Source organism: Stenotrophomonas sp. ZAC14A_NAIMI4_1, assembly GCF_003086915.1.
Taxonomy (GTDB): Bacteria; Pseudomonadota; Gammaproteobacteria; order Xanthomonadales; family Xanthomonadaceae; genus Stenotrophomonas.
In genome coordinates, this window is the sequence record NZ_CP026002.1 from 4,651,467 (window position 1) to 4,671,800 (window position 20,334).

At 70.1% G+C, this 20,334-nt stretch carries 16 protein-coding genes; 12 read left to right on the top strand and 4 right to left on the bottom strand.

Annotated features, from left to right (window positions below; genetic code table 11):
- Window positions 1–67: 67 nt before the first annotated feature.
- Entirely contained in the window at window positions 68–679 is a 612-nt protein-coding gene (gene folE, locus C1926_RS21180) for a GTP cyclohydrolase I FolE (RefSeq protein WP_079224393.1), read from the bottom strand.
- A 608-nt stretch (window positions 680–1,287) separates the two neighbouring features.
- On the opposite strand from folE, the gene C1926_RS21185 reads away from it, so the two are divergent.
- From C1926_RS21185 to C1926_RS21210, 6 genes are all read left to right on the top strand, one after another.
- Complete coding sequence (locus C1926_RS21185; RefSeq protein ID WP_108760560.1) at window positions 1,288–1,743, top strand: MarR family transcriptional regulator; 456 nt, start codon at window positions 1,288–1,290, stop codon at window positions 1,741–1,743.
- Between the two features lie 108 nt (window positions 1,744–1,851).
- Window positions 1,852–2,061 (top strand): DUF1656 domain-containing protein, encoded by a 210-nt coding sequence (locus tag C1926_RS21190; RefSeq protein WP_010487502.1) that lies wholly within the window; start codon window positions 1,852–1,854, stop codon window positions 2,059–2,061.
- On the top strand, window positions 2,058–2,975 hold the full coding sequence (locus C1926_RS21195; protein ID WP_108760561.1) for an efflux RND transporter periplasmic adaptor subunit: 918 nt from the start codon (window positions 2,058–2,060) through the stop codon (window positions 2,973–2,975). The genes C1926_RS21190 and C1926_RS21195 overlap by 4 nt, the downstream gene beginning before the upstream one ends.
- A complete protein-coding gene (locus C1926_RS21200; RefSeq protein WP_108760562.1) occupies window positions 2,972–4,432 on the top strand; it encodes an efflux transporter outer membrane subunit in 1,461 nt (486 codons plus the stop codon). Before C1926_RS21195 ends, C1926_RS21200 begins: the two co-directional genes overlap by 4 nt.
- Window positions 4,433–4,435: 3 nt before the next feature.
- Window positions 4,436–6,475, top strand: coding sequence for an FUSC family protein (locus C1926_RS21205; RefSeq protein ID WP_108760563.1), 2,040 nt, complete (start codon window positions 4,436–4,438; stop codon window positions 6,473–6,475).
- 92 nt (window positions 6,476–6,567) lie between these two features.
- Window positions 6,568–6,966 carry a hypothetical protein gene (locus tag C1926_RS21210; RefSeq protein WP_108760564.1) on the top strand — a complete coding sequence of 133 codons (399 nt, stop codon included), beginning with the start codon at window positions 6,568–6,570 and terminating at the stop codon, window positions 6,964–6,966.
- Between the two features lie 225 nt (window positions 6,967–7,191).
- Here C1926_RS21210 and recD read toward each other — a convergent pair whose 3' ends face one another.
- Genes recD through recC form a run of 3 tightly spaced genes read right to left on the bottom strand, consistent with a single transcriptional unit; the run spans window position 7,192 to window position 16,030 of the window.
- Window positions 7,192–9,057, bottom strand: a complete 1,866-nt coding sequence (gene recD, locus C1926_RS21215; RefSeq protein WP_108760565.1) for an exodeoxyribonuclease V subunit alpha — start codon at window positions 9,055–9,057, stop codon at window positions 7,192–7,194.
- Window positions 9,054–12,692, bottom strand: coding sequence for an exodeoxyribonuclease V subunit beta (recB, locus tag C1926_RS21220; RefSeq protein ID WP_108760566.1), 3,639 nt, complete (start codon window positions 12,690–12,692; stop codon window positions 9,054–9,056). Before recB ends, recD begins: the two co-directional genes overlap by 4 nt.
- On the bottom strand, window positions 12,689–16,030 hold the full coding sequence (recC, locus tag C1926_RS21225; RefSeq protein WP_108760567.1) for an exodeoxyribonuclease V subunit gamma: 3,342 nt from the start codon (window positions 16,028–16,030) through the stop codon (window positions 12,689–12,691). Before recC ends, recB begins: the two co-directional genes overlap by 4 nt.
- Window positions 16,031–16,242: 212 nt before the next feature.
- On the opposite strand from recC, the gene C1926_RS21230 reads away from it, so the two are divergent.
- The 6 genes from C1926_RS21230 to C1926_RS21255 are packed head-to-tail and all read left to right on the top strand — an operon-like array spanning window position 16,243 to window position 20,320.
- Complete coding sequence (locus tag C1926_RS21230; RefSeq protein ID WP_108760782.1) at window positions 16,243–17,031, top strand: ATP-binding cassette domain-containing protein; 789 nt, start codon at window positions 16,243–16,245, stop codon at window positions 17,029–17,031.
- The gene (locus C1926_RS21235) at window positions 17,031–17,780 is read left to right on the top strand and encodes an MlaE family lipid ABC transporter permease subunit (RefSeq protein WP_079224408.1); all 750 of its coding nucleotides are present in this window, start codon (window positions 17,031–17,033) and stop codon (window positions 17,778–17,780) included. Before C1926_RS21230 ends, C1926_RS21235 begins: the two co-directional genes overlap by 1 nt.
- A 58-nt stretch (window positions 17,781–17,838) precedes the next feature.
- Window positions 17,839–18,360 carry an outer membrane lipid asymmetry maintenance protein MlaD gene (gene mlaD, locus C1926_RS21240; protein ID WP_079224410.1) on the top strand — a complete coding sequence of 174 codons (522 nt, stop codon included), beginning with the start codon at window positions 17,839–17,841 and terminating at the stop codon, window positions 18,358–18,360.
- Window positions 18,357–19,019, top strand: coding sequence for an ABC transporter substrate-binding protein (locus tag C1926_RS21245; protein WP_108760568.1), 663 nt, complete (start codon window positions 18,357–18,359; stop codon window positions 19,017–19,019). Before mlaD ends, C1926_RS21245 begins: the two co-directional genes overlap by 4 nt.
- Window positions 19,009–19,320: an STAS domain-containing protein gene (locus C1926_RS21250; protein ID WP_079224414.1), complete on the top strand. Its 312-nt coding sequence runs from the start codon at window positions 19,009–19,011 to the stop codon at window positions 19,318–19,320. Before C1926_RS21245 ends, C1926_RS21250 begins: the two co-directional genes overlap by 11 nt.
- 1 nt (window position 19,321) lies before the next feature.
- Complete coding sequence (locus C1926_RS21255; protein ID WP_108760569.1) at window positions 19,322–20,320, top strand: VacJ family lipoprotein; 999 nt, start codon at window positions 19,322–19,324, stop codon at window positions 20,318–20,320.
- The last annotated feature ends 14 nt before the right edge of the window (window positions 20,321–20,334 follow it).

Here is a 20,334-nt window from a genome sequence, read left to right on the forward strand (position 1 = left end):
ACGGCCGCCGCAGGGGCAGCCGTGGACGTGCCGGCCACGCGGGGCCGGCGCGGTGCGGGCAGGCGGCTCAGCGCCTGCCGCCCACTTCGATGAAGCGCAGGAACTCGGCGCGGGTACGCGCGTCGTCGCGGAAGCTGCCCAGCATCTTGGAGGTGACCATGCTGACGCCGCGCTTGTGGATGCCGCGGGTGGTCATGCATTCGTGGGCGCCTTCGACGACCACGCCGACACCGATCGGCTGCAGCACATCCTGGATGCACTGGGCGATCTGCGCGGTCATCTTTTCCTGCACCTGGAAGCGGCGGGCGTAGGCCTCGACCACGCGGGCCAGCTTGCTGATGCCCACGACCTTGCCGGCCGGCAGGTAGCCGACATGCACGCGGCCGATGATCGGCGCCATGTGGTGCTCGCAGTGGCTTTCATACTCGATGTCGCGCAGGACGATCAGCTCGTCGTAGCCAGCCACTTCCTCGAAGGTCCGCTCCATGTAGGCGCGCGGGTCGTCGCGGTAACCGCTGAACCAGTCGCCATAGGCTTCGGCGACGCGGCGGGGGGTATCCAGCAGGCCTTCACGGGACGGGTCCTCGCCGGCCCAGCGCAGCAGGGTGCGCACGGCATCCTCGGCCTGGTCCTGGGTCACATCGCCCTGCGGGGCGGCCTTTTCGTTGTTCTTGCTCATTGCGTACAGCGTCCCGAACGGGGGGCGAGCATCGTACCCGACCGGGGGGTGGGTCGTCCTGTGGATCGGGTTCATCGGGGGCCTGTCTTGGCGCTTCATTGCTATCGGTCTGGAGGGGGAGAGGGGGCTGCGCAGGACACGCCGTGAACCCGTCCATGGGGGCTCGATGGCGCCATCCATGGCGCCAACGGTCCTGCGCAGCCCCCTCTCCCCCTCCCGGACAGTTTCTGCGGGCGCGGCGAGGCCACCCGAAAGCGGGGGCAAAAGCGGGGGTTGATGGCTTCGGAGGGACCGCGCGGCGCTGCTGTGGTGGGTGCGGACCGTTGGTCCGCACTGCTTTGGCTCCTGCCCTTGCCTTTAAAAGAGCCAACCCACCGCGCCTGCGGGGTGATGGATGGGTGGCGCAGGGCCGGATGGGCCAGGACCGCAGGCGCCATGGATGGCGCCTACGAGCCCCCATGGACGGGTTTACGGCGTGTCCTGGCCCGTCCGGCCCTGCGCCACCCCAACCGCCAGCACACGAGGCGCAACGCTTTCCTCAACGCACCCACCCCATTCAGCAAAACCTATTGATAGGAATGAAATTAGTAGTATCCTATCTATCTCTTATGAACACACCCCTCGACGAACGTACCCGGCTGCAGATGCAGCTCAGCTCCGGCCTGCTCTATGCAGGGCGGCAGTGGCAGCGTCTGGCCGACAGCCGGCTCGGCAGCTACGGCATCTCCACCGCCTGCACCATGCCCCTGTTGATGATCGGCCGCTCCGGCGGCGGTATCCGCCAGGTGGCGCTGGCCCAGCAGCTGGGCATGGAAGGCCCGTCCCTGGTACGCCTGCTGGACAAGCTGTGCGCCAGCGAACTGGTCCGCCGCGAAAGCGACGCCAGCGACCGCCGCGCCAACCTGCTGTGGCTGACCGACGAGGGACAGGTGCTGGTGCGCGAGCTGGAAGAACAGCTCATCGGCCTGCGCCAGGACGTGTTCGGCGAACTTTCCATGGATGAACTGCAGGCCGTGCTGAAGGCATGGCGCCTGCTGGCCGAGGCGGCCGACCGCATCACGTGACGCCGTTCTCCTTGAAACACCGCCGCTGCCGTGCACGCGCCAGCGGCTTTTGCCCGTTGCCGTTGTTCTGTGTGTTGCCCTCCCCTCCCCCATCTCGCCCCCCTACCGATGCCCGGTGAATTCAGTCTCCACGGAGTGTTCGTCCCGACCCTGCTCGGGTTGATGTTGTTGGCCTACCTGGTCAACAGCGGCCTGCACGCGCTGCTGCAGCGTGCCGGCGCCTATCGCCATGTCTGGCATCCGGCGCTGTTCAACCTGGCGCTGTACGGGATCGTGCTGGGCCTGCTGTTCCACCTCCTGCGTTGGATGCAATCGTGAACAAGATCGTGAAGAAGACCCTTCCCATACTGCTGACCAGCGCAGCGGTGATCGTGGCCCTGCTGGTGCTGCGCCAGCTGTGGGTCTATTACATGGATGAGCCGTGGACCCGTGACGCCCATGTCGGCGCCGACGTGGTGCAGGTGGCCCCGGACGTGTCCGGCCTGGTGGAATCGGTGAACGTGGCCGACAACCAGGCGGTGAAGAAGGGCGACGTGCTGTTCGTGGTCGACCGCGCGCGTTACCGCATCGCGCTGGAACAGGCCAAGGCCAGCCTGGCCGAGCGCCAGGCGTCGGTGGCACAGCTGCGCCGCGAGATCGGCCGCGACCGCAGCCTGCAGGACCTGGTGGCCGCCGAGGATGCCGAAGTGCGCCGGGCCAAGCTGCAGGCCGCGCAGGCGTCGCTGGCCACCGCCCAGGCCGCGGTGGACCTGGCCGATCTGAACCTGGCCCGCACCGAGGTGCACGCGCCGGCCGACGGCCGGGTCAACGACCGCACCATGCGCGTGGGCGACTACGTGGTGGCCGGCAAGCCGGTGCTGGCGCTGCTGGATACCGGCTCGTTCCGCATCGATGGCTACTTCGAGGAAACCCGCCTGCGCGGCGTGGCCCCCGGGCAGAGCGTGGACATCCGCCTGATGGGCGAGTCGACCGCGCTGCGTGGCCACGTGGAAAGCATCGCCGCCGGCATCGAGGACCGCTACCGCAGCAACGGCAGCACCCTGCTGCCGAACGTCACCCCGGCCTTCGACTGGGTGCGGCTGGCGCAGCGCATCCCGGTGCGCATCGCCATCGACGAGGTGCCGCAGGGCGTCGAACTGATCGCCGGCCGTACCGCCACGGTGACGGTGCAGACCAACAGCAGCAAGCACGCGGACAAGGCCGGCACCACGCCGACACAGGCGGGCCTGTGAACACCACCCTGCCCCGTCTCGGCCTGATCGTTGCGCTGGCCAGCCTGGCGGCCTGCAAGACCGTCGGCCCGGATTACGCCCTGCCGGAAGGCTCGGCCTTCAAGCGCCCGGAGGCCAACGCCGCCTTCATCGACACCCGGAACCCGGACGTCGCCGCCAACCAGGCGCTGCCCGACCGCTGGTGGTCGCTGTACAACGATCCGGTGCTGGACGGCCTGATCACCCAGGCGCTGCGTGACAACGTCGAACTGAAGGCCGCCGATGCGCACCTGCGCCGCGCTGCGGCCGTGTACGAACAGGCGATGGATGCCGGTGGCTTCGAGTACGAGGCCGAAGCCGGGGTCAGCCGCGCGCAGCTGTCGGCTGAGGCCTTCCTGCAGGAGCACGAACTACCGGTGATCAACCTGGCCGACGGCAAGTTCGCCGCCAGCTACCAGTTCGACCTGTTCGGCAAGCTCAAGCGCGGTGCCGAAGCCGCCCACGCCGACGAACAGTCGGTGGCCGCCGCACGCGACCTGGCCCAGGTGAGCGTGGTGGCCGAGGTGGCCGACAGCTACCTGGAAATCTGCCACGCCAACCACGAACTGCACGTGGCCGAGCATTCGCTGCAGCTGCAGCAGCGCAGCCGCTCGGTCACCCAGCGCCTGATCCAAGCCGGCCGCGGCACGCCGCCGGAACTGGCCCGCGCCAACGCGCAGGTGGCCCTGCTGGAAGCCGCGCTGCCGCCGCTGCGCGCGCAGCGTTCGGCCGCGGCCTATTCGCTGGCCGCCCTGCTTGGCCAGACCCCCGGCCAGCTGCCGGCCGGGGTGATCGACTGCGCCGACGCGCCGCGCCTGGCCCAGCCGCTGCCGGTGGGTGATGGCCGCGCCCTGCTGCAGCGCCGCCCCGACATCCGCCAGGCCGAGCGCAAGCTGGCCTCGGCCACCGCGCGGATTGGCGTGGCCACCGCCGAGCTGTACCCGGACATCCGCCTGGGCGCCTCGCTCGGTGCCGCCGGCCTGCTGGAGGACTTCGGTACGCCGATGACCCAGCAGTGGTCGATCGGCCCGCTGATCTCCTGGACGCTGCCGTCCTCGGGCACCCACGCGCGCATCCACGCCGCCGAGGCCGGTGCCGATGCTGCGCTGGCCGAGTTCGACCATGCCGTGCTGCAGGCCCTGCGCGAGACGCAGACCGCACTGGACCGCTACGCGCAGGACCTGCGCCGCCTGCAGTCGCTGCGCGAAGCCCAGCAGCAGGCCGCACTGGCCGCCGAGCAGAACCGCCGCCTGTACCAGGGCGGACGCACGCCGTACCTGTCCAGCCTGGACGCCGACCGCAGCCTGGCCACCAGCGATGCCACCCTGGCCGCTGCCGAGGCGCAGGTCTCGCGCGACCAGATCCATCTGTTCCTGGTGCTGGGTGGCGGCTGGCAGGCGACGGCCGCGCCCGCCACCGCACAGGCCACGGCGAAGTAAGCCATGAACGCGCTGACCGACCGCCAGGCGTGGCTGTTCTCGATCAAGACCTACCTGGCCGCGGTGGCCGCGCTGTACATCGCCATGGCCGGCAACCTGTCGCGCCCGTACTGGGCGATGGGCACGGTGTACATCGTCAGCCAACCGCTGCTGGGCCCGACCCGGGCCAAGGGCGTGTACCGCATCGTCGGCACCCTGGTGGCCGGCCTGGCCACCCTGCTGGTGCTGCCGGCGCTGGTGGAAACACCCCTGGTGCTGAGCGCGGCGATGTCGATCTGGCTGGCCGCCTGCCTGTTCCTGGCCCTGCTCAACCGCGGCCCGCGCGGCTATGCGTTCCTGCTGGCCGGTTACACCACCGCCTTCATCGGCTTCCCGGCGGTGACCTCGCCGGAAACCATCTTCGACACGGTGGTGGCGCGCAGCGAGGAGATCATCCTCGGCACGGTGGTGGCGGTGCTGGCCGCCTCGCTGCTGTTCCCGGCCTCGGTGCAGCCGATGCTGCGCACGCGCATCGGCAACTGGATGGAGGATGCGTCGCAATGGTGCCGGCAGATCCTCGAGCGCGGCCGTGCCCATGCCCCGCGCAACCGGCTGGCCGCCGACCTGGTGCAGTTCGAGGCCCTCATCGAGTTCCTGCGCCGCGATGATCCGCGCCATGCGGGCTCTGCTGTTTCGATGGAACGCCTGCGCGAGCGCATGCTGCTGTTGCTGCCGGTGCTGTCCTCGATCGCCGATCGCCTGAGCGCGCTGCGCAGCGATGGCCAGGCACTGCCCGAAGGCCTGCCTGCGCTGGTCGATGACATCCACGACTGGATCGATACGCCCGCCAGTGCCAGCGACTACGCCCGCCTGCGCGCGCGCATCAGTGCGCTGAAGCCGCAGGTGGACAGCGACCTGCAGCACCTGCAGCTGGCCAGCCTGCTGCTGCGCCTGGAGGAGCTGGTGGACCTGTGGCAGGACTGCCGCACCCTGCAGCATGCGATCGATCACGGCACCGCGCCGCTGGACCGCGTGCACTACCGCATCCGCACCGAACGCGCGGCCACCGACAAGCATGTCGACTACGGCATGGCGCTGTTCTCCGCACTCAGCGCCGGCGTGGCCCTGATGAGCTACTGCGTGCTGTGGATCGGCCTGGGTTGGGAAGGTGGCGGCAACGGCGCGATGATGGCGGCGGTGACGGCGGCCTTCTTCGCTGCACAGGACGATCCGGCACCGAGCATGGTCTCGTTCCTGGTGTGGGCCATCGTCGCCTCGCTGGTGGCTGGCGTGTACCTGTTCGGCGTGTTCCCGGCCGTGCATGACTTCGGCCTGCTGGCGCTGGTGCTGGCGGTGGCGTTCCTGCCGCTGGGCCTGTTGCTGCACCACCCCAAGAGCGCGCTGTTCGCACTGCCGCTGACGGTGAACCTGGCCGCCCTGCTGAGCCTGCAGAACACCTACAGCGCCAACATCCAGAGCTTCCTCAATTCGTCCATCGCCATGTTCATCGGCATCGGCTTTGCAGTGGTGATGACCCGCCTGTTCCGTTCGGTGGGTGCCGAGTGGACCGCGCGCCGCCTGGTGCGGCAGGGCTGGACCACGCTGGCCGAGGCCGCCGAAGGGCGCGGCCAGCAGGACCGCCAGCGCTTCGCCGCGCGCATGCTCGACCTGCTGGGCCTGCTCGCCCCGCGCCTGGCGGCGACGCCGGAAGGCAGCGACATCGCTTCGGTGGACATGCTCAACGAGGCGCGCATCGGCCTGAACATCCTGCAGCTGCGCCGCGCCCGCCTGGAACTGCCCGAGCGCAGCCGCGAGGCGGTGGAGCACATCCTGGAAGAGATCGCCGCGCACTACCGCCGGCAGATCGCCGCGCGCCGCCCGATTGCCGCGGCCGAAGCCCTGCGCGAGCGCCTGGACACGTCACTGGGGCGCGTGGGTGGCGTGGCCGCCTGCAAGGCACGCGATGAAGCACTGATGGGCCTGATCGGCCTGCGCTTTGCGCTGTTCCCGGAAGCGAAGGCGCTGGCGCCGGGGTTGGCGATGAGTGCGGCCGAACAGCCGTAGCGCGATACCCTGTGCAGCCACAGACCCCGCGCCGGGGTCGGATCCTTCGCCAACGGCGAAGGCTCTGACCCCGCCATGCACAGGACGGTTCAATGAGTTACGACATGATGGTGTTCGAGCCCAGCGCGGCCCCGCGAGACGCCGCGGCCTTCATCGCCTGGTTCGAGAAACAGGCGGAATGGGGTGAGAACCACGAGTACGACGACCCGGTGGTGAGCAGCCCGGCGCTGCAGGCGTGGTTCGCGGAGATGGCACAGGACTTCCCGCCGATGAACGGGCCGCTGAGCAACGACGATGACGATCGTGCCGAGGTGACCGATTACAGCATCGGCCGCCAGGTGATCTACGGCGCGTTCGCGTATTCGGTGGCCGAGCGTGCGCATGGGCGCGTGCAGGACCTGGCCGAGAAGCACGGCGTGGGGTTCTTTGACCTGAGTGCCGATGAGCCGGCGATCGTGTTTCCGGACGGGCTGGTGTTGATCGCGGAGTAGGTGTCGCGGCAGGGCTGCGCCCTGCACCTGCGGTAGTGCCGGCCGCTGGCCGGCAACCTCAACGGCAAAAGCGGGTTTCCTGAGGGATGGCGCTCTGCTTTGGTGGGTGCCGACCGTTGGTCGGCACGGGGTCGGATATCGATGTCTGACAGATGTGTCGACCAACGGTCGACACCTACCAACAGCCGCAGTCGCCAGTAGATCCACGCCATGCGTGGATGGGGGTCAGAGCCCGTTCCCGTCGGGAACGGGATCCGACCCCGCTTCGGCGCCCAGCCGCCAGGCCAGGCCGCCCAGGCGGCTCGCATGCCGCTTCAGCGCGGCCACCAGCACCTCTTCGCTGCCGGCCACATGCAGGCGCTGGCGGGCGCGGGTGAGGCCGGTGTAGACCAGTTCGCGCGACAGCACGCGGCTGTCCTGGCGCGGCAGCTGCAACCACACTTCATCGAATTCCGAGCCCTGCGCCTTGTGCACGGTCATCGCGAACGCGCTCTCGTGCGCGGGCAGTGCGGCCGGGTGGAACGCGCGCGGCTGTTCGGCGGTATCGCCGGGGAACCAGGCCACCATCGCGCCGCTGGGGTCGCGCAGGCAGATGCCGATGTCACCGTTGAACAGGCGATGGCGGTAGCTGTTCTCGGTCACCAGCAGCAGCCGGCCCTGGAAGTAGCCGGGGGTGTTGCCGGCCAACAGCTGTTCGATGCGGCTGTTGAGCCCGCGTGCCCCCTGCGGGCCTTCGCGCAAGGCGGTCAGTACGCGCAGGCGGCCGGCCTGCTGAAGCGCGCGGCCGGGATCTTCCGCTTCGGCCAGCGCGCGCCAGTGCGAAAGCAGGTGCTCGCGCTGCCCGCGCAGCGGGTCAGCATCGTTTTCATGGAAGCTGACACCGGACAGGCTGCCGCCACGCAGCAGGGCCAGTGCCGTGCGGCTGTCGCCCTCACGCACGGCCTGCGCCAGCGGCGCCAGCTGCAGTGCATCGCTTTGCCGGTAGCCACGCTGCAGCTGCACGCGGCGGCCAGCGAAGGCGCGTGGCACGGCCTGCGGCTGCAGGGTCGGCGCCGCCAGCAGGCCGTGCAGGGCCTGCGCATCATCGGCGCGCGTACCGGTGCCATCGCCACTGGCGCGCAGGATGGCGCTGAGCACATCGCCGGCCTCCACCGAGGGCAGCTGGTCCGGATCGCCCAGCAGGATCAGGCGGGTGCCGCTGGCGATGGCGTCGACCAGCTTGGCCATCAGCGGCAGGTCGATCATCGACGCCTCGTCGACCACCACCACATCCACCGGCAGCGGGTTGTCGGCGTGGTGGCGGAAGCGCGGCGAATCGGGGATGACACCCAGCAGGCGGTGCAGGGTGGTGCCGGTGCCCGGCAACGCGGCGCACAATGCCGGATCGAGGCCCTCTTCCTGCAGGCGCTGCACGGCCAAGCGCAGGCTCTCGGCCATGCGTTCGGCGGCACGCCCGGTGGGCGCCGCCAGTGCGACCTGCGGCACCGGCTCGCCGGCATGCAGGGCCTGCGCGGCCAGCAGCAGCAACAGGCGCGCGATGGTGGTGGTCTTGCCGGTGCCGGGACCGCCAGTCACCAGCGCCAGCGGATGGCGCAGGGTGACCCCTGCCGCGCGGGCCTGGTGGTCTTCCTGCGCCGCGGCAGCGGGAAACAGCCGCGCGAACAAGGGTGCCAGCGCCGCCATGTCAGGTGCCGGCAACGGGTGGCGGCCGATGCGCTGCAGTCCTGCCGCCAGCTGCCGCTCGTATTCCCGGTAGCGGCGCAGGTACAGCAGGCCGTTTTCCAGCACCAGCGGTGCCTCGTCGGCGGCCGCGTCGGGGTCCTCCGGCTGCGCCACCCACGGCGAAGCCTGCAGCTGGGCCAGCCACTGCGCCGGCGCGGGCCAGGCCTGGAAACCTTCCAGCACGCGCTGCGGCTGTGCCGGATCGAACGCGGCATGGCCCTGCGATACCGCCAGCGATGCCAGTGCGGCGGCAACCGCCACGCCATCGGGCGTGTCCTCGCGCAGACGCCGCAGGCTGGTGGCCAAGGCATGGTCGAGGGTGCGCAGATGACCGCCGCGGTAAAGCTGCTGCAGCAGGGTGGCGCTCATGCGCGGGCTCCGATGGCGCGCGCGACCAGTTCGGCATGGGCGGCGTCGCCACCGGCGAACAGCGCATCGAGCCCATCCACCAGCGCCGGCGCGAAGCGGTCGACGTGCACGCCATTGCCGTTGCCATCCAGGCCGCGGCAGAACAGGTAGCGGATGCCGCCCATGTCGCGCACGTAGTCGTAGGCACCGCCCAGGCGGAAGCGCAGCCAGCGGTGCAGCGCCACGGTGTAGATCAGCGCCTGCAGGTCGTATTCGCTGTGGCGCATGGCGATCTGCAGCAGGTCCGGGCTGTAGCCCGGCAGGCGGTTGGATTTGTAGTCGAGCACGTACCAGCGCCCATCGCGCACATAGGTGAGGTCGATCTTGCCGGTCATCAGCCCTTCCAGCCGGCGGCGCAGGCCGAAACCGCGGCGCGCGCTGGAAATGCCATGGGCGTGCAGCAGCTGCAGCAGTGCCGGCACGGCGGTCGGTTCGATCGCGAAGTGGAATTCGATTTCGGCGCGGCGCTCGCCTTCGCCCAGGCTGTGCAGGGCACCGCCTTCAGGCAGCGCGACGGTGAGCGTGTGGCCAACCAGCGGCACCAGCACCGCCACGCCGTCGTCGAGGTCCTCGTCGGCATAGCCTTCGTCGTGCAGCGCCTTGCGCAGCAGCTCGGCCTGCCCATCGGGCGCGGGTTGGTCGGCTGTCCAGCCGCCCCATGCGGCGAAATCGACGTTCTCCAGCGCCTCGTGCAGGACGTTGCCGAAACGGCTGCCCATGAAGCGCGGGTCCAGCGGCGCGGCTTCGGCGGCAGCGGGTTCGGGCAGGGCCGGTTCCAGCGGCAGCTCCGCGCCGGCCGGCTCATCGGCCGCGGGCGACGGCAGTTCGGTCGCAGCAGCTTCGATGTCATTGCCGGCATCGGCATGTGCCAGCTGGGTGAAGCTGTACACCCACCAGTCGTGCGGCACGCGCCGGGTCAGGCCGCGCACGGCCGGCAGTTCACCTTCCTGTTCCACCGGCAGCTGCGGCAGGCGCAGCACCGGCTCGCTGTCGTCGATATGCACATCGGCGTGCGCGCGCAGCCCCTGCAGGTCGCCCAGCAGCGGTGCCAGCCGGGTCCTGCCCAGTCCGGCGAGGTCGCCGATGGCAATCCACAGCGCATGCTCGGCGCGGGTCAGGCCGACGTACAGCAGGCGCGCATCCTCGGCGCGCTGCTCGCGGTCGCGCTGCCCGCTGGCGGCATCCCAGGCCTCGTCCTTGTCCAGCTTCCAGTGCAGCTGGCGCTCGCCGCCCACGTGCACGGTGCAGTGCGCGGCGTTGTTGGGTGCGCCACCGTCGATGCCAACGAACGGCAGGTAGACCAGCGGGTACTCCAGGCCCTTGCTCTTGTGCAGGGTGATGATCTGCACGCGGCGCGCATCCGACTCCAGCCGCAGCAGCTGCTGTTCGTCGTTCTGGTCGGCATTGGCCATCTGCCCCTGCAGCCAGTCCAGCAGGCCATGCATGCCCAGCGCCTGCGCGGAGGCTTCCTGCAGCAGTTCGCCCAGCTGCAGGTAGTTGGTCAGCCGGCGCTCGCCATCGATCAGCGCCAGCAGGCGCTCGCCCTGTGCGGCGCAGACATCGGCCACCACGGCGAACGGGCCGCCGCGCTGCCAGCGCTCGCGCCAGTGCAGCAGCTGCGCCTGGAACGCACGCTGCAGGTCACCCTCGCGCTCCATGCTGGCGATCGCGCTGGCCCGCTGGCCGAGCAGCACCGTCGCCAGCGCCGCACGCAGGCGGCCTTCGTCGGCCGGTTGCAGCAGGGCCAGCAGCAGCGCGCGCAGATCGCGCGCCTCGCTGGTGGAGAACAGGCTCTGCTTGCCGGCTGCCACCGCCGGAATGCCCACCGCCGCCAGCGCGCGCTGCACCAGCGTTGCCTCGCGGTGCGAGCGCACCAGCACGGCGATGTCACCGGGCTGCACGGGGCGGCCGCGCAGGATGGCGGTGCCGGCGCGCGCGTCCAGCAGGGTCTGGTGGATGTCCGCCACGCAGGCGTGGGTGGCGGCGGCACGCGAGGCGTCGGCGCTCAGCGCCTTGTCGCCGTCGCTGCGCAGCACGCGCAGGGTCAGTGCCGGCGCTGCTGCGCCGTCGCGCTGGTAATCGTCGTCGCTGCGCACGCCACCGGGACGGACCGGCTCGAAGCCGATGCCCGCCTCCAGGAACGCGTCGTCGCCGCCGTTGTCGTACAGCGCCTGCAGCGCGCGCAGCACCGAGGGCCGCGAGCGGAAGTTCTGGTCCAGCGGCGGTGCCGGCCGCGCGGCCTGCTTGGCCTTGAGGTAGGTGTGGATATCGCCGCCACGGAAGCCGTAGATCGCCTGTTTCGGGTCGCCGATCAGGAACAGCGCCGGTGGCAGGCCCAGCTGCTGCACCTCCGGCGAATCGCCGAACACGGTGTGGAAGATGCCCCACTGGCGATCATCGGTGTCCTGGAATTCATCGACCAGGGCGATGCGGTACTGCTGGCGCAGCTTGCGTACCAGGTCCAGCCGCTGCGAGCCCTCCAGTGCATGGGCCACGCCGTCGATCAGGTCGTCATAGGTCTGCACGCGGCGCGTGCGCTTGAGCGTGGCCAGGCGCTGGGTGGCTTCCTCGCGCAGGGCGTGCAGGAAGTTCAGCGCAGCGGCGCGCAGCCACTGCTCGCGCTGGGCCAGCAGGGCCACGTAGCGCTGCAGCGGGGCCTGCAGCGGCGAGGACGGCGTGCGGTCGGCGAACTTCTTGTTGGTCTTGGCCACCAGTGCATCGGGCAGCAGCGCCGGCAGGCGGTCGCTGGACAGCAGTTCGGTGGCATCGCCACGCCCGGCCCAGGCCAGCAGCTGCCGGCCCAGCGGATGCAGCCAGCCCAGCTTGTAGGAAACGCCGTTGATCCACTTGTTGTCGACGGCCTCGCACAGGTCGAGGAAGAACTGCTCGCCATGCTCGCGCACGGCCATCGACAGGTCCGCCGCCGCGCCCTGCAGGGCCGCGCGGGGATCCTCCACCGCCAGCGGCTGCGGGCGCGGGTACAACGGAGGCGAGGCCAGCAGCGCGCGCAGGTCCGAGGCCAGCGCGTCCGGGTTCGACCACAGCCAGGTCAGCGGCTCCAGCGTCGCCGCATCGTTGGCGTGCACGCGCCACAGGTCGGCCGCCAGTTCCTCCAGCAGCTCGCGGTCGCTGGCCAGCAGTTCCGGCGGATCGAAGGTATGCCCGCTTTCCAGCGCGTGCTCGCGCAGTACGCGGGTGCAGAAGCCGTGGATGGTGAAGATCGAGGCCAGGTCGATTTCGTCGGCGGCCACCTGCAGGCGGCGCTTCAGCGCGACGGCGCTCTCGCTGCCCGCTTCGAGGTGGCGCTGCAGCACCTGCCGGGTCAGCAGCGCGTCGGGAGCCTCGTCATCGGCGGGCGGCAGATCGACCAGGCGCGCGGCCAGAGCGAGGCGCTCGCGGATGCGCTTGCGCAGTTCCTGGGTGGCGGCGTCGGTGAAGGTGACCGCCAGGATCTGGCCGATGCGCAGGCCCTGTTCCACCACCAGGCGGGTGAACAGCGTGGCCAGGGTGAAGGTCTTGCCGGTACCGGCGCTGGCCTCGATCAGGCCGATGCCCTGCAGCGGCAGCAGCAGGTAGGGATCCACGGGGGTGCTCATGCGTCGGCCTCCTTGCCGGTGCCCGCCGGGCCACGCCCATCGCGTACCGCACCGAAGACGACCTGGCTGTTGCGCAGCAGGTCGGCGTAATCATCGTCATCGGCGAAGGGATCTGCGCCGCGCAGCAGCAGCTGCCACGCATCGCTGTTGGCTTCGCCCCAGCTGCGGTCGCTGCCGTGCCACTGCTTCCAGCCTTCGCTGCGTTGTTTTTCCACGGGGGCGGTGAACAGCACCCAGCCGGTGTACGGGGCGAAGCGCAGCGGCTCGCGCAGGCCACGCTGGCGCAGCTGCAGCAGGGCACGCAGGGCCGCGCGCGCGGCCGATGCGCCCGGCGCGGGCAGGATGTGCGGCCCGGGGCCGGCGTCGCCGCCATCGTGGAACTGCACCAGCGGCAGCGCGTCACCGGCGGCATTGGCCAGCAGCCAGTCCAGGCCCTGGCGGATCACCGCATTGCCGTTCAGCGTGCCGGCGCGCAGCCGCACCAGGCCTTCGGGGTGGCGATCGGCCACGCGGCCGTGCAGGCGCACGCCGTCGATCTCCACCTCATACCGACGGCTTTCCAGTGGCTGCCCCTGCATCCAGCCCAGCATCGCGCTGGCGTAGGGGCGGGTCTTGAGCTGTTCCGCCTCGAACTGGCGCTCGCCCAGCGCGCCGGACGGCAGCAGGCCACGGGCGCGCAGGCGCGGGTACAACGGCTCGACATCACCGCTGATGGTGGCGCGCACCACCGCAGCCTGCACGCTACGCTTTTCCGGGCCGCGCGAGGACAGCACCAGCGGCTCCAGGTCATCCACCTCCTCGACGTCGTCGGCCAGGCGCAGGCCCAGGGCCTGGGCCAGGAACTGCCCGGCCGGGTCGCACAGGAAGCGGCGCAGCGTATCCAGCGCGACTTCGGTTTCCACCGCATCGTCCACGGGCGGCGGCAGCGCGGCATCGAACCACGGCTGCAACCCGCCACGCTGGCCGGCCATGCGACCGGCGGCCGGATGCCACTGCCGGCGGTAGCTGAAACGGCGCGGATCACCCTCGCCGAAGGCGGCAGGCGAGAACGGCTGCAGCGCATGGCGCACGGTGAACCCGCGGGTGGCCGCGACCGGGTCCTGGTGGTAGGCCGCAGCCGCGTCGATCAGCTCGCTGACCAGCACCGAGGGCTCGCGCACGCTGCCATCGCGCGGGTCGGCGCCCAGGTAGCTCAGGTAGAACACATCCTGCGCGGCGGCGAACAGCTGCAGGAACAGGAAGCGGTCATCTTCGCGGGTCGAACGGTCGCCCGGTCGGCGGCGCGGCGTGTCCAGCTCGGCGGTGAGCTGGTTCAGGCCAGCGGCCGGGTCGCGGCGCGGGAAGTCGCCATCGTTGAGGCCCAGCACGCAGATCACCCGGAACGGCAGCAGGCGCATCGGCACCATGCGGCCGAAGCTGATGCCGCCGGTCAGCAGCGGCGCACGCGTATCGGCCTCGGACAGGGCACCGGCGAAGTGCGCACGCACCACCTCCGGCGGCACGCCGTCCTCGAAGCCGGCCTTGTGCGCGTCGTCGGCAAACTGGTTGAGCAGCTTGCGCAGGCGCTCCAGCGCGCGCTGGCTGTTGGGTGAACTGGGGGCTTCCGGCAGCAGCGCATCGAGCAGGGACAACAGGCGCTGCCGCCATTGCGCCGGGCTCAGGGTCTCGCCCAGCCTGCGCTGGTACAGCGCCAGCACGCGCAGCAGGCGCAGCAGCCGGTCCAGCGCGTCCAGTGCGCCGCCCTCCAGCTCGATCCACGGCGCGACGCCGGCCAGGTCGACATCACTGCCGGTGGCGTGGCCCAGCAGCAGGCGATCCAGCGCGAACTGCCAGGTGTAGGCATCGTCGCGCGGCGCCAGCAGCTGGCCGCGATGGTTGGCATCGAGGCCCCAGCGCGCGCCGGCCTGCTGCAGCCAGCCATGCAGGCGGTCGAAATCCACCGCCTCCAGCCCGGCCGCCTCGGCCAGCGGTGCGCTGGCCAGCAGGTCCAGGATCTCGTTCAGGCCGAAGCGCGATACCGGCAGCGACAGCAGGTGCACGAACACGTCGGCCAGCGGCTCGCCCGCCAGCGGGCTGCTGTCGGCCAGCGCATACGGGATGTGTTCCTCGTCGCCGCCACGGCCACCGAACACGGCTTCCAGGTACGGCACGTAGGGATCGATGTCCGGCGCCAGCACGGCGATCTCGCGGGCCTGCAGCGGCGGGTCGAAGCGCGGGTCCTGCAGCAGGCTGCGCAACTGGTCGTGCAGCACCTGCAGTTCGCGCAGGCGGGTATGGCAGGCATGCACCTGCAGGCTGGGGTCATCGCTGCGCAGTTCCGCGCGCAGCTCGCCCGAGGGCAGCGCGCGGCGGTGGAACAGATCGCGCTGCAGGCGGTGCAGCAGGCTGTCTGCCAGGCCGCCCTCGGCCAAGGTCGGGCGGGTGTCATCCTCGGGATCGGAGTACGCGGCGATCTCGCCGGCCGGGTGCACCACTTCGTAGCTGCCCAGCACCGCCATGAAGTCGCGGCCAGCCGCGCCCCAGGCTTCCAGCAGGCGGTTCTCGCCCGCGGCCTCGCCGAAGGGATCGGGTGCGCCGCTGCGCAGGCGCTCGGCCAGGGTCTGCAGGTCGCCCCAGTAGGACTGCACCGGCGTGGGCATATAGAAGTGCAGCTCGCCCACGCGGGCCTGGGTGGCCATCACCCGCAGCACATCGGGCGAGATGTTGAGCGTGGCGAACGCCGACAGACGCGGCGGCAGGCCGTTCGGCTTCGGCTTGTCCGGGCCTTCGAAGCGATCCAGGTAGGCCTGGATGCGCCGCGCACGGTAACCGCGTCCGCCGGCGATGGCCCGCCACAGGATCGCCTGCGGATCGGCCGGGTCGGCGCCGGCATCCCAGCGCAGCAGCCAGTCACGGCGCCAGGCCTGGTACTTCTCGAACACCGAAGCCAGCTCGCCCGCCAGCGCCCACGGCTTCAGGGCATCACCACCGGCAAGATAGGCCTGCAGCGCACGCATCGGTGGCTGTGCCAGCAGCGCGGGGTCGCGCAGCGCCTGGTACAGCTTCCAGTGCAGGCCGGCGGCATCGAGGTCGTCGCTTTCGCCGGTGACGTTGGCGTTGAGCGCGCGTGCGACGAACTCGCCCGGGGTGAGGAATTCCAGATTGGCCGCCACGCCGTACTCGGCCGCCAGAGTTGCCTGCAGCCAACGCCGCATCGCCACCTGCGGGATCAGCACCACCTCCGGCGCCAGCAGCGGCTGGCCCGGCACCGGGGTGCGCACGTTGCGGGCCAGCAGGGCGGCCAGCACGTCCAACGAGTTGGAGTGGTAAAGGCGGAAGTCGCTGAACGGGTCGGTCATCGTGCACAGTGTGCAGGACGCTCGGCAGTATTCAATGGTGACGTACGTCACTGGGGGACGCAGCGACCGCTGCGATGGATTGTTCCGGCACCCCTGGGAATTGTCCCGGCCTGTCGCCGGTCGCGACGTGCCACAATACTGCACCGTCCAGTCTGCTTATGTTCAGCCGGCTGACCCCACCCTTCGATGTCTAAAAAACGTTAATGGTGCCCATGTCGGCTTCCGCCTCCAGTCTGGTGCAGTTGTCCAACGTCCGCATCGACCGGAGCGGACGCACGATCCTGCGCGACGTTTCGCTGCAGGTTCCACAGGGCAGCATCACCGCCGTGCTGGGCCCGTCCGGCAGCGGCAAGTCGACCCTGCTGGCGGCACTGACCGGCGAACTGCGCCCGGTCGCCGGTGAGGTCACCCTGTTCGGCCAGCCCATTCCGCATGACAGCGGCGCGCTGCTGGAAATGCGCAAGAGCGTGGGCGTGCTGCTGCAGGGCAATGGCCTGCTGACCGACCTCACCGTGGCCGAGAACGTCGCCCTGCCCCTGCGCACCCATACCCGCCTGCCGGCGGCGGTGCTGCGCCGGCTGGTACAGATGAAGCTGCACGCGGTAGGCCTGCTGGCCGCCGCCGATGCCTGGCCGCGCGAGCTGTCCGGTGGCATGGCGCGCCGCGTGGCGCTGGCCCGCGCACTGGCGCTGGACCCGCCGCTGATGATCTACGACGAGCCGCTGACCGGGCTGGACCCGATCGCCTCCGGGGTCATCATGAGCCTGATCCAGCGCCTCAACCACAGCCTGGGCCTGACCAGCATCATCGTCAGCCACCACGTGCATGAAACCCTGCCGATCTGCGACCAGGTGATCGCCATTGCCAATGGCGGCATCGTGTTCCAGGGCACGCCCGAAGCGCTGCAGTCCAGCCAGGACCCGCTGCTGCGGCAGTTCCTGCATGGCCAGCCCGACGGCCCCATTCCGTTCGACGCCGCTCCGCGGGCGAGGGTTGCCTGATGCCGTTCGTGCAAGCCACCCGTTCGCTGGGCCGCGCCGGCCTGTTCTCGCTGACCGTGCTGCGTGGTTCGCTGCCGACGCGTGATTTCCTGGCCGAGCTGACCCGCGAGATCTACAAGATCGGCGCGCGCTCGCTGCCGATCATCGCCGTCGGCGGTGCCTTCGTCGGCCTGGTGCTGACCCTGCAGGGCTACCGCACGCTGACCACCTTCGGTGCGGCCGACGCGCTGTCGACCCTGCTCGGCCTGTCGCTGTACCGCGAGCTGGCGCCGGTGCTGACCGCCCTGCTGTTCATCGGCCGCGCCGGCAGCTCGATCGCCGCCGAACTGGGCCTGATGCGGGCCACCGACCAGATCAAAGCATTGGAGCTGATGGCCATCGACCCGGTGGCCAAGGCGGTGGCGCCACGCTTCTGGGCGGCGGTGCTGACCGTGCCGCTGCTGACCGGCATCTTCTGCTCGCTGGCCATCAGTGCCAGCTACTTCGAAGCCGTGCACGTGCTGGGCCTGGACAATGGCGTGTTCTGGTCGGCGCTGCGCAACAGCGTGGACTTCTGGGATGACTTCGGCGTGGCGATGCTGAAGTCGGCGATCTTCGGCGGCACCGCCGCGCTGGTCGCCTCCTACGTCGGTTTCCATGCCGAGCCGACCATCGAAGGTACTTCGGTGGCCACCACCCGCGCGGTGGTCAACGCCTCGCTGCTGGTGCTGATGTTCAACTTCGTGCTGTCGGCAATGTTGTTCACCTAACCCCTCCTTTGGCGGTGCGCAGGGCGCGCGGCCACCACGACTCGATCAGGTAATCCACATGGCCATACGCGGTCCCAGACTCGAATTCTCCGTCGGCGCATTCCTGCTGCTGGCCCTGGCATCGCTGATGGTGCTGGCCGTGGCCTCGACCAACCAGCGCTGGAGCTGGGGCGGCCAGGGCTATGAGCTGAAGGCACGCTTCTCCCAGGTCGGCCAGCTGCGCAAGCAGGCGCCGGTGAAGATCGGCGGCGTCACCGTCGGCCAGGTCGCCTCGATCGAACTGGACCCGGTGAAGTTCGAATCGATCGTGACCCTGCGCATGGACAGCAAGGTCAAGGACCTGCCGGCCGACACCTCCGCCGGCATCTTCACCAGCGGTTTGCTCGGCGAGAGCTATATCGGTCTGCAGCCCGGTGGTGATCCGGAAGTGCTCAAGCCCGGTGAGGAGATCGTCTTCACCCAGCCGGCGGTGGACCTGCTGCAGCTGGTCGGCAAGTACATGTTCAGTGGCAGTGCCGGTGGCGCTGGCCAGAAACCCAACGATGGCGAGCAGTCGCCTGCAACGGAACCGCAACCATGAAGATGAAACTGATCCCGGCCCTGCTGGCCTCGTCGCTGCTGCTGGCCACCCCGTTCCTGGCCCAGGCGCAGTCCGCCCCCGCCGCTGCCGCCGCCCCGCAGGGCCAGGCCGGCAAGGTGGTGATCGACGCCAGCAGCCGCATCATGTCGACCCTGCAGCAGCGCCGCGCTGAGTTCACCAGCAACCCGGCCAGCCTGCGCAGCTACATCGACAGCGAACTGACCCGCACCTTCGACCGCGACTATGCCGCGCGCCTGGTGCTGGGCACGCACGCCCGCGGCGCCTCCGACGCCGACATCAAGCTGTTCGCCGATGCGATGGCCGACAGCCTGATGCAGCGCTACGGCTCGACCCTGCTGAACATCCAGGGCAAGCCGAGCTTCCGCCTGAAGGGCGAGAGCCCGCTGCCGGGCAACCGCGGCGTGCGCGTGGCCACCGAGCTGGTGCGTGCCGGCAACGAGCCGACCCCGGTCGAGTACTGGATGCGCAACGTCAACGGCCAGTGGAAGATCTTCGACGTCAACATCGAAGGCATCTCCTACGTGCAGACCTTCCGCAACCAGTTCGACGCCCCGCTGCGCCAGAAGGGCATCAAGCAGGTGGCCAGCGACCTGCGCAGCGGCAGCATGCAGGCCGGGCCGGCCGGCAATGGCAAGTAAGCCGCTGGCACTGCTGGAAGGCGACACCCTGCGCCTGCGCGGGGTGCTCGACCGTGCCGCGGTGATCGCCTTGTGGCCGCAGCTGCAGGCCCTGCCGGCAAAGCTGGCACGACTGGAGCTGGGCGAGGTCGAGCGCGTGGACAGCGCCGGCCTGGCGCTGCTGGCCGAACTGGCCGCGCGTGCGCGCACCCAGGGCCACCCGCTGGCGATCTCCGGCACCCCGGCTGGTTTCAACGAACTGAGCGCGGCCTACCGGCTGTCGCCCGATCTGGATTTCAATGCACCCTCTGCTGCGAGCTGACATGAACGTCGTACGCGCCATTCCCCTGATGATCCTGGCCCTGGCGCTCAGCGCCTGTGCCGGCAAGCCCGCGCGCAGCGATGCGCCGGTGGCCGACACCGTGGTCCCGGCCAGCACCGCCGATGCACCCGCTGCCGATACCGGCACGGTTGAAGCGGCACCGGCTGCCGCCGCGGACGACGCAACGGCGACGGCCACCCCGCCGCCGGCCGACACCGCCGAAACTGATGCCGCCACGGCGGCCGCCGCCGCCGCACCCGGTGGCGATGACGATTTCGACGCGCTGTACGGCAACGCTGGCACGGCCGCCACCACGGCTGCCTATGACCCGTGGGAGCCGCTGAACCGCCGCGTGCACCGTTTCAACGTGGGCGTGGACAACGTGATCGCGCGACCGCTGGCGACCGCCTACACCCACGTCGTGCCGCGCTTCGCACGCACCGGCGTGAGCAACTTCTTCAGCAACATCCGCTCGCCGGTCACCATCCTCAACCAGCTGCTGCAGGGCCGCCCGGATGATGCGTGGGATACCCTCGGCCGCTTCCTGATGAACTCCACGGTGGGCATCGGTGGCCTGTTCGACCCGGCCAGCAAGGCGATGGTGCCCAACCGCCGCGAGGACTTCGGGCAGACCCTGGGTGCCTGGGGCTGGCGCCGTTCGCGCTACGTGGAACTGCCGTTCTTCGGCCCGCGTACCGTGCGCGATGTGTTCGGCCTGGCGGGCGACATGCCGCTGTCGCCGATGCGCACGATCGAGGAAGACAAGATCCGCATCGCCCTGCAGGGCCTGCAGCTGGTCGACACCCGCGCGCAGCTGATGGCGGTGGACGACCTGCGCAGTTCGGCGGTGGATGAGTACGCGCTGGTGCGTGATGCCTGGCTGCAGCGCCGCAACTACCAGATCGAGAACGACCTGCGCGGCAAGCGCGAGCGCGGCAGCGACGATGAGAATTCGCCGATTCCGGTGGATGCCATGCCGATGCCGAACTGGACCAACTGATCACCGTGGTCCAT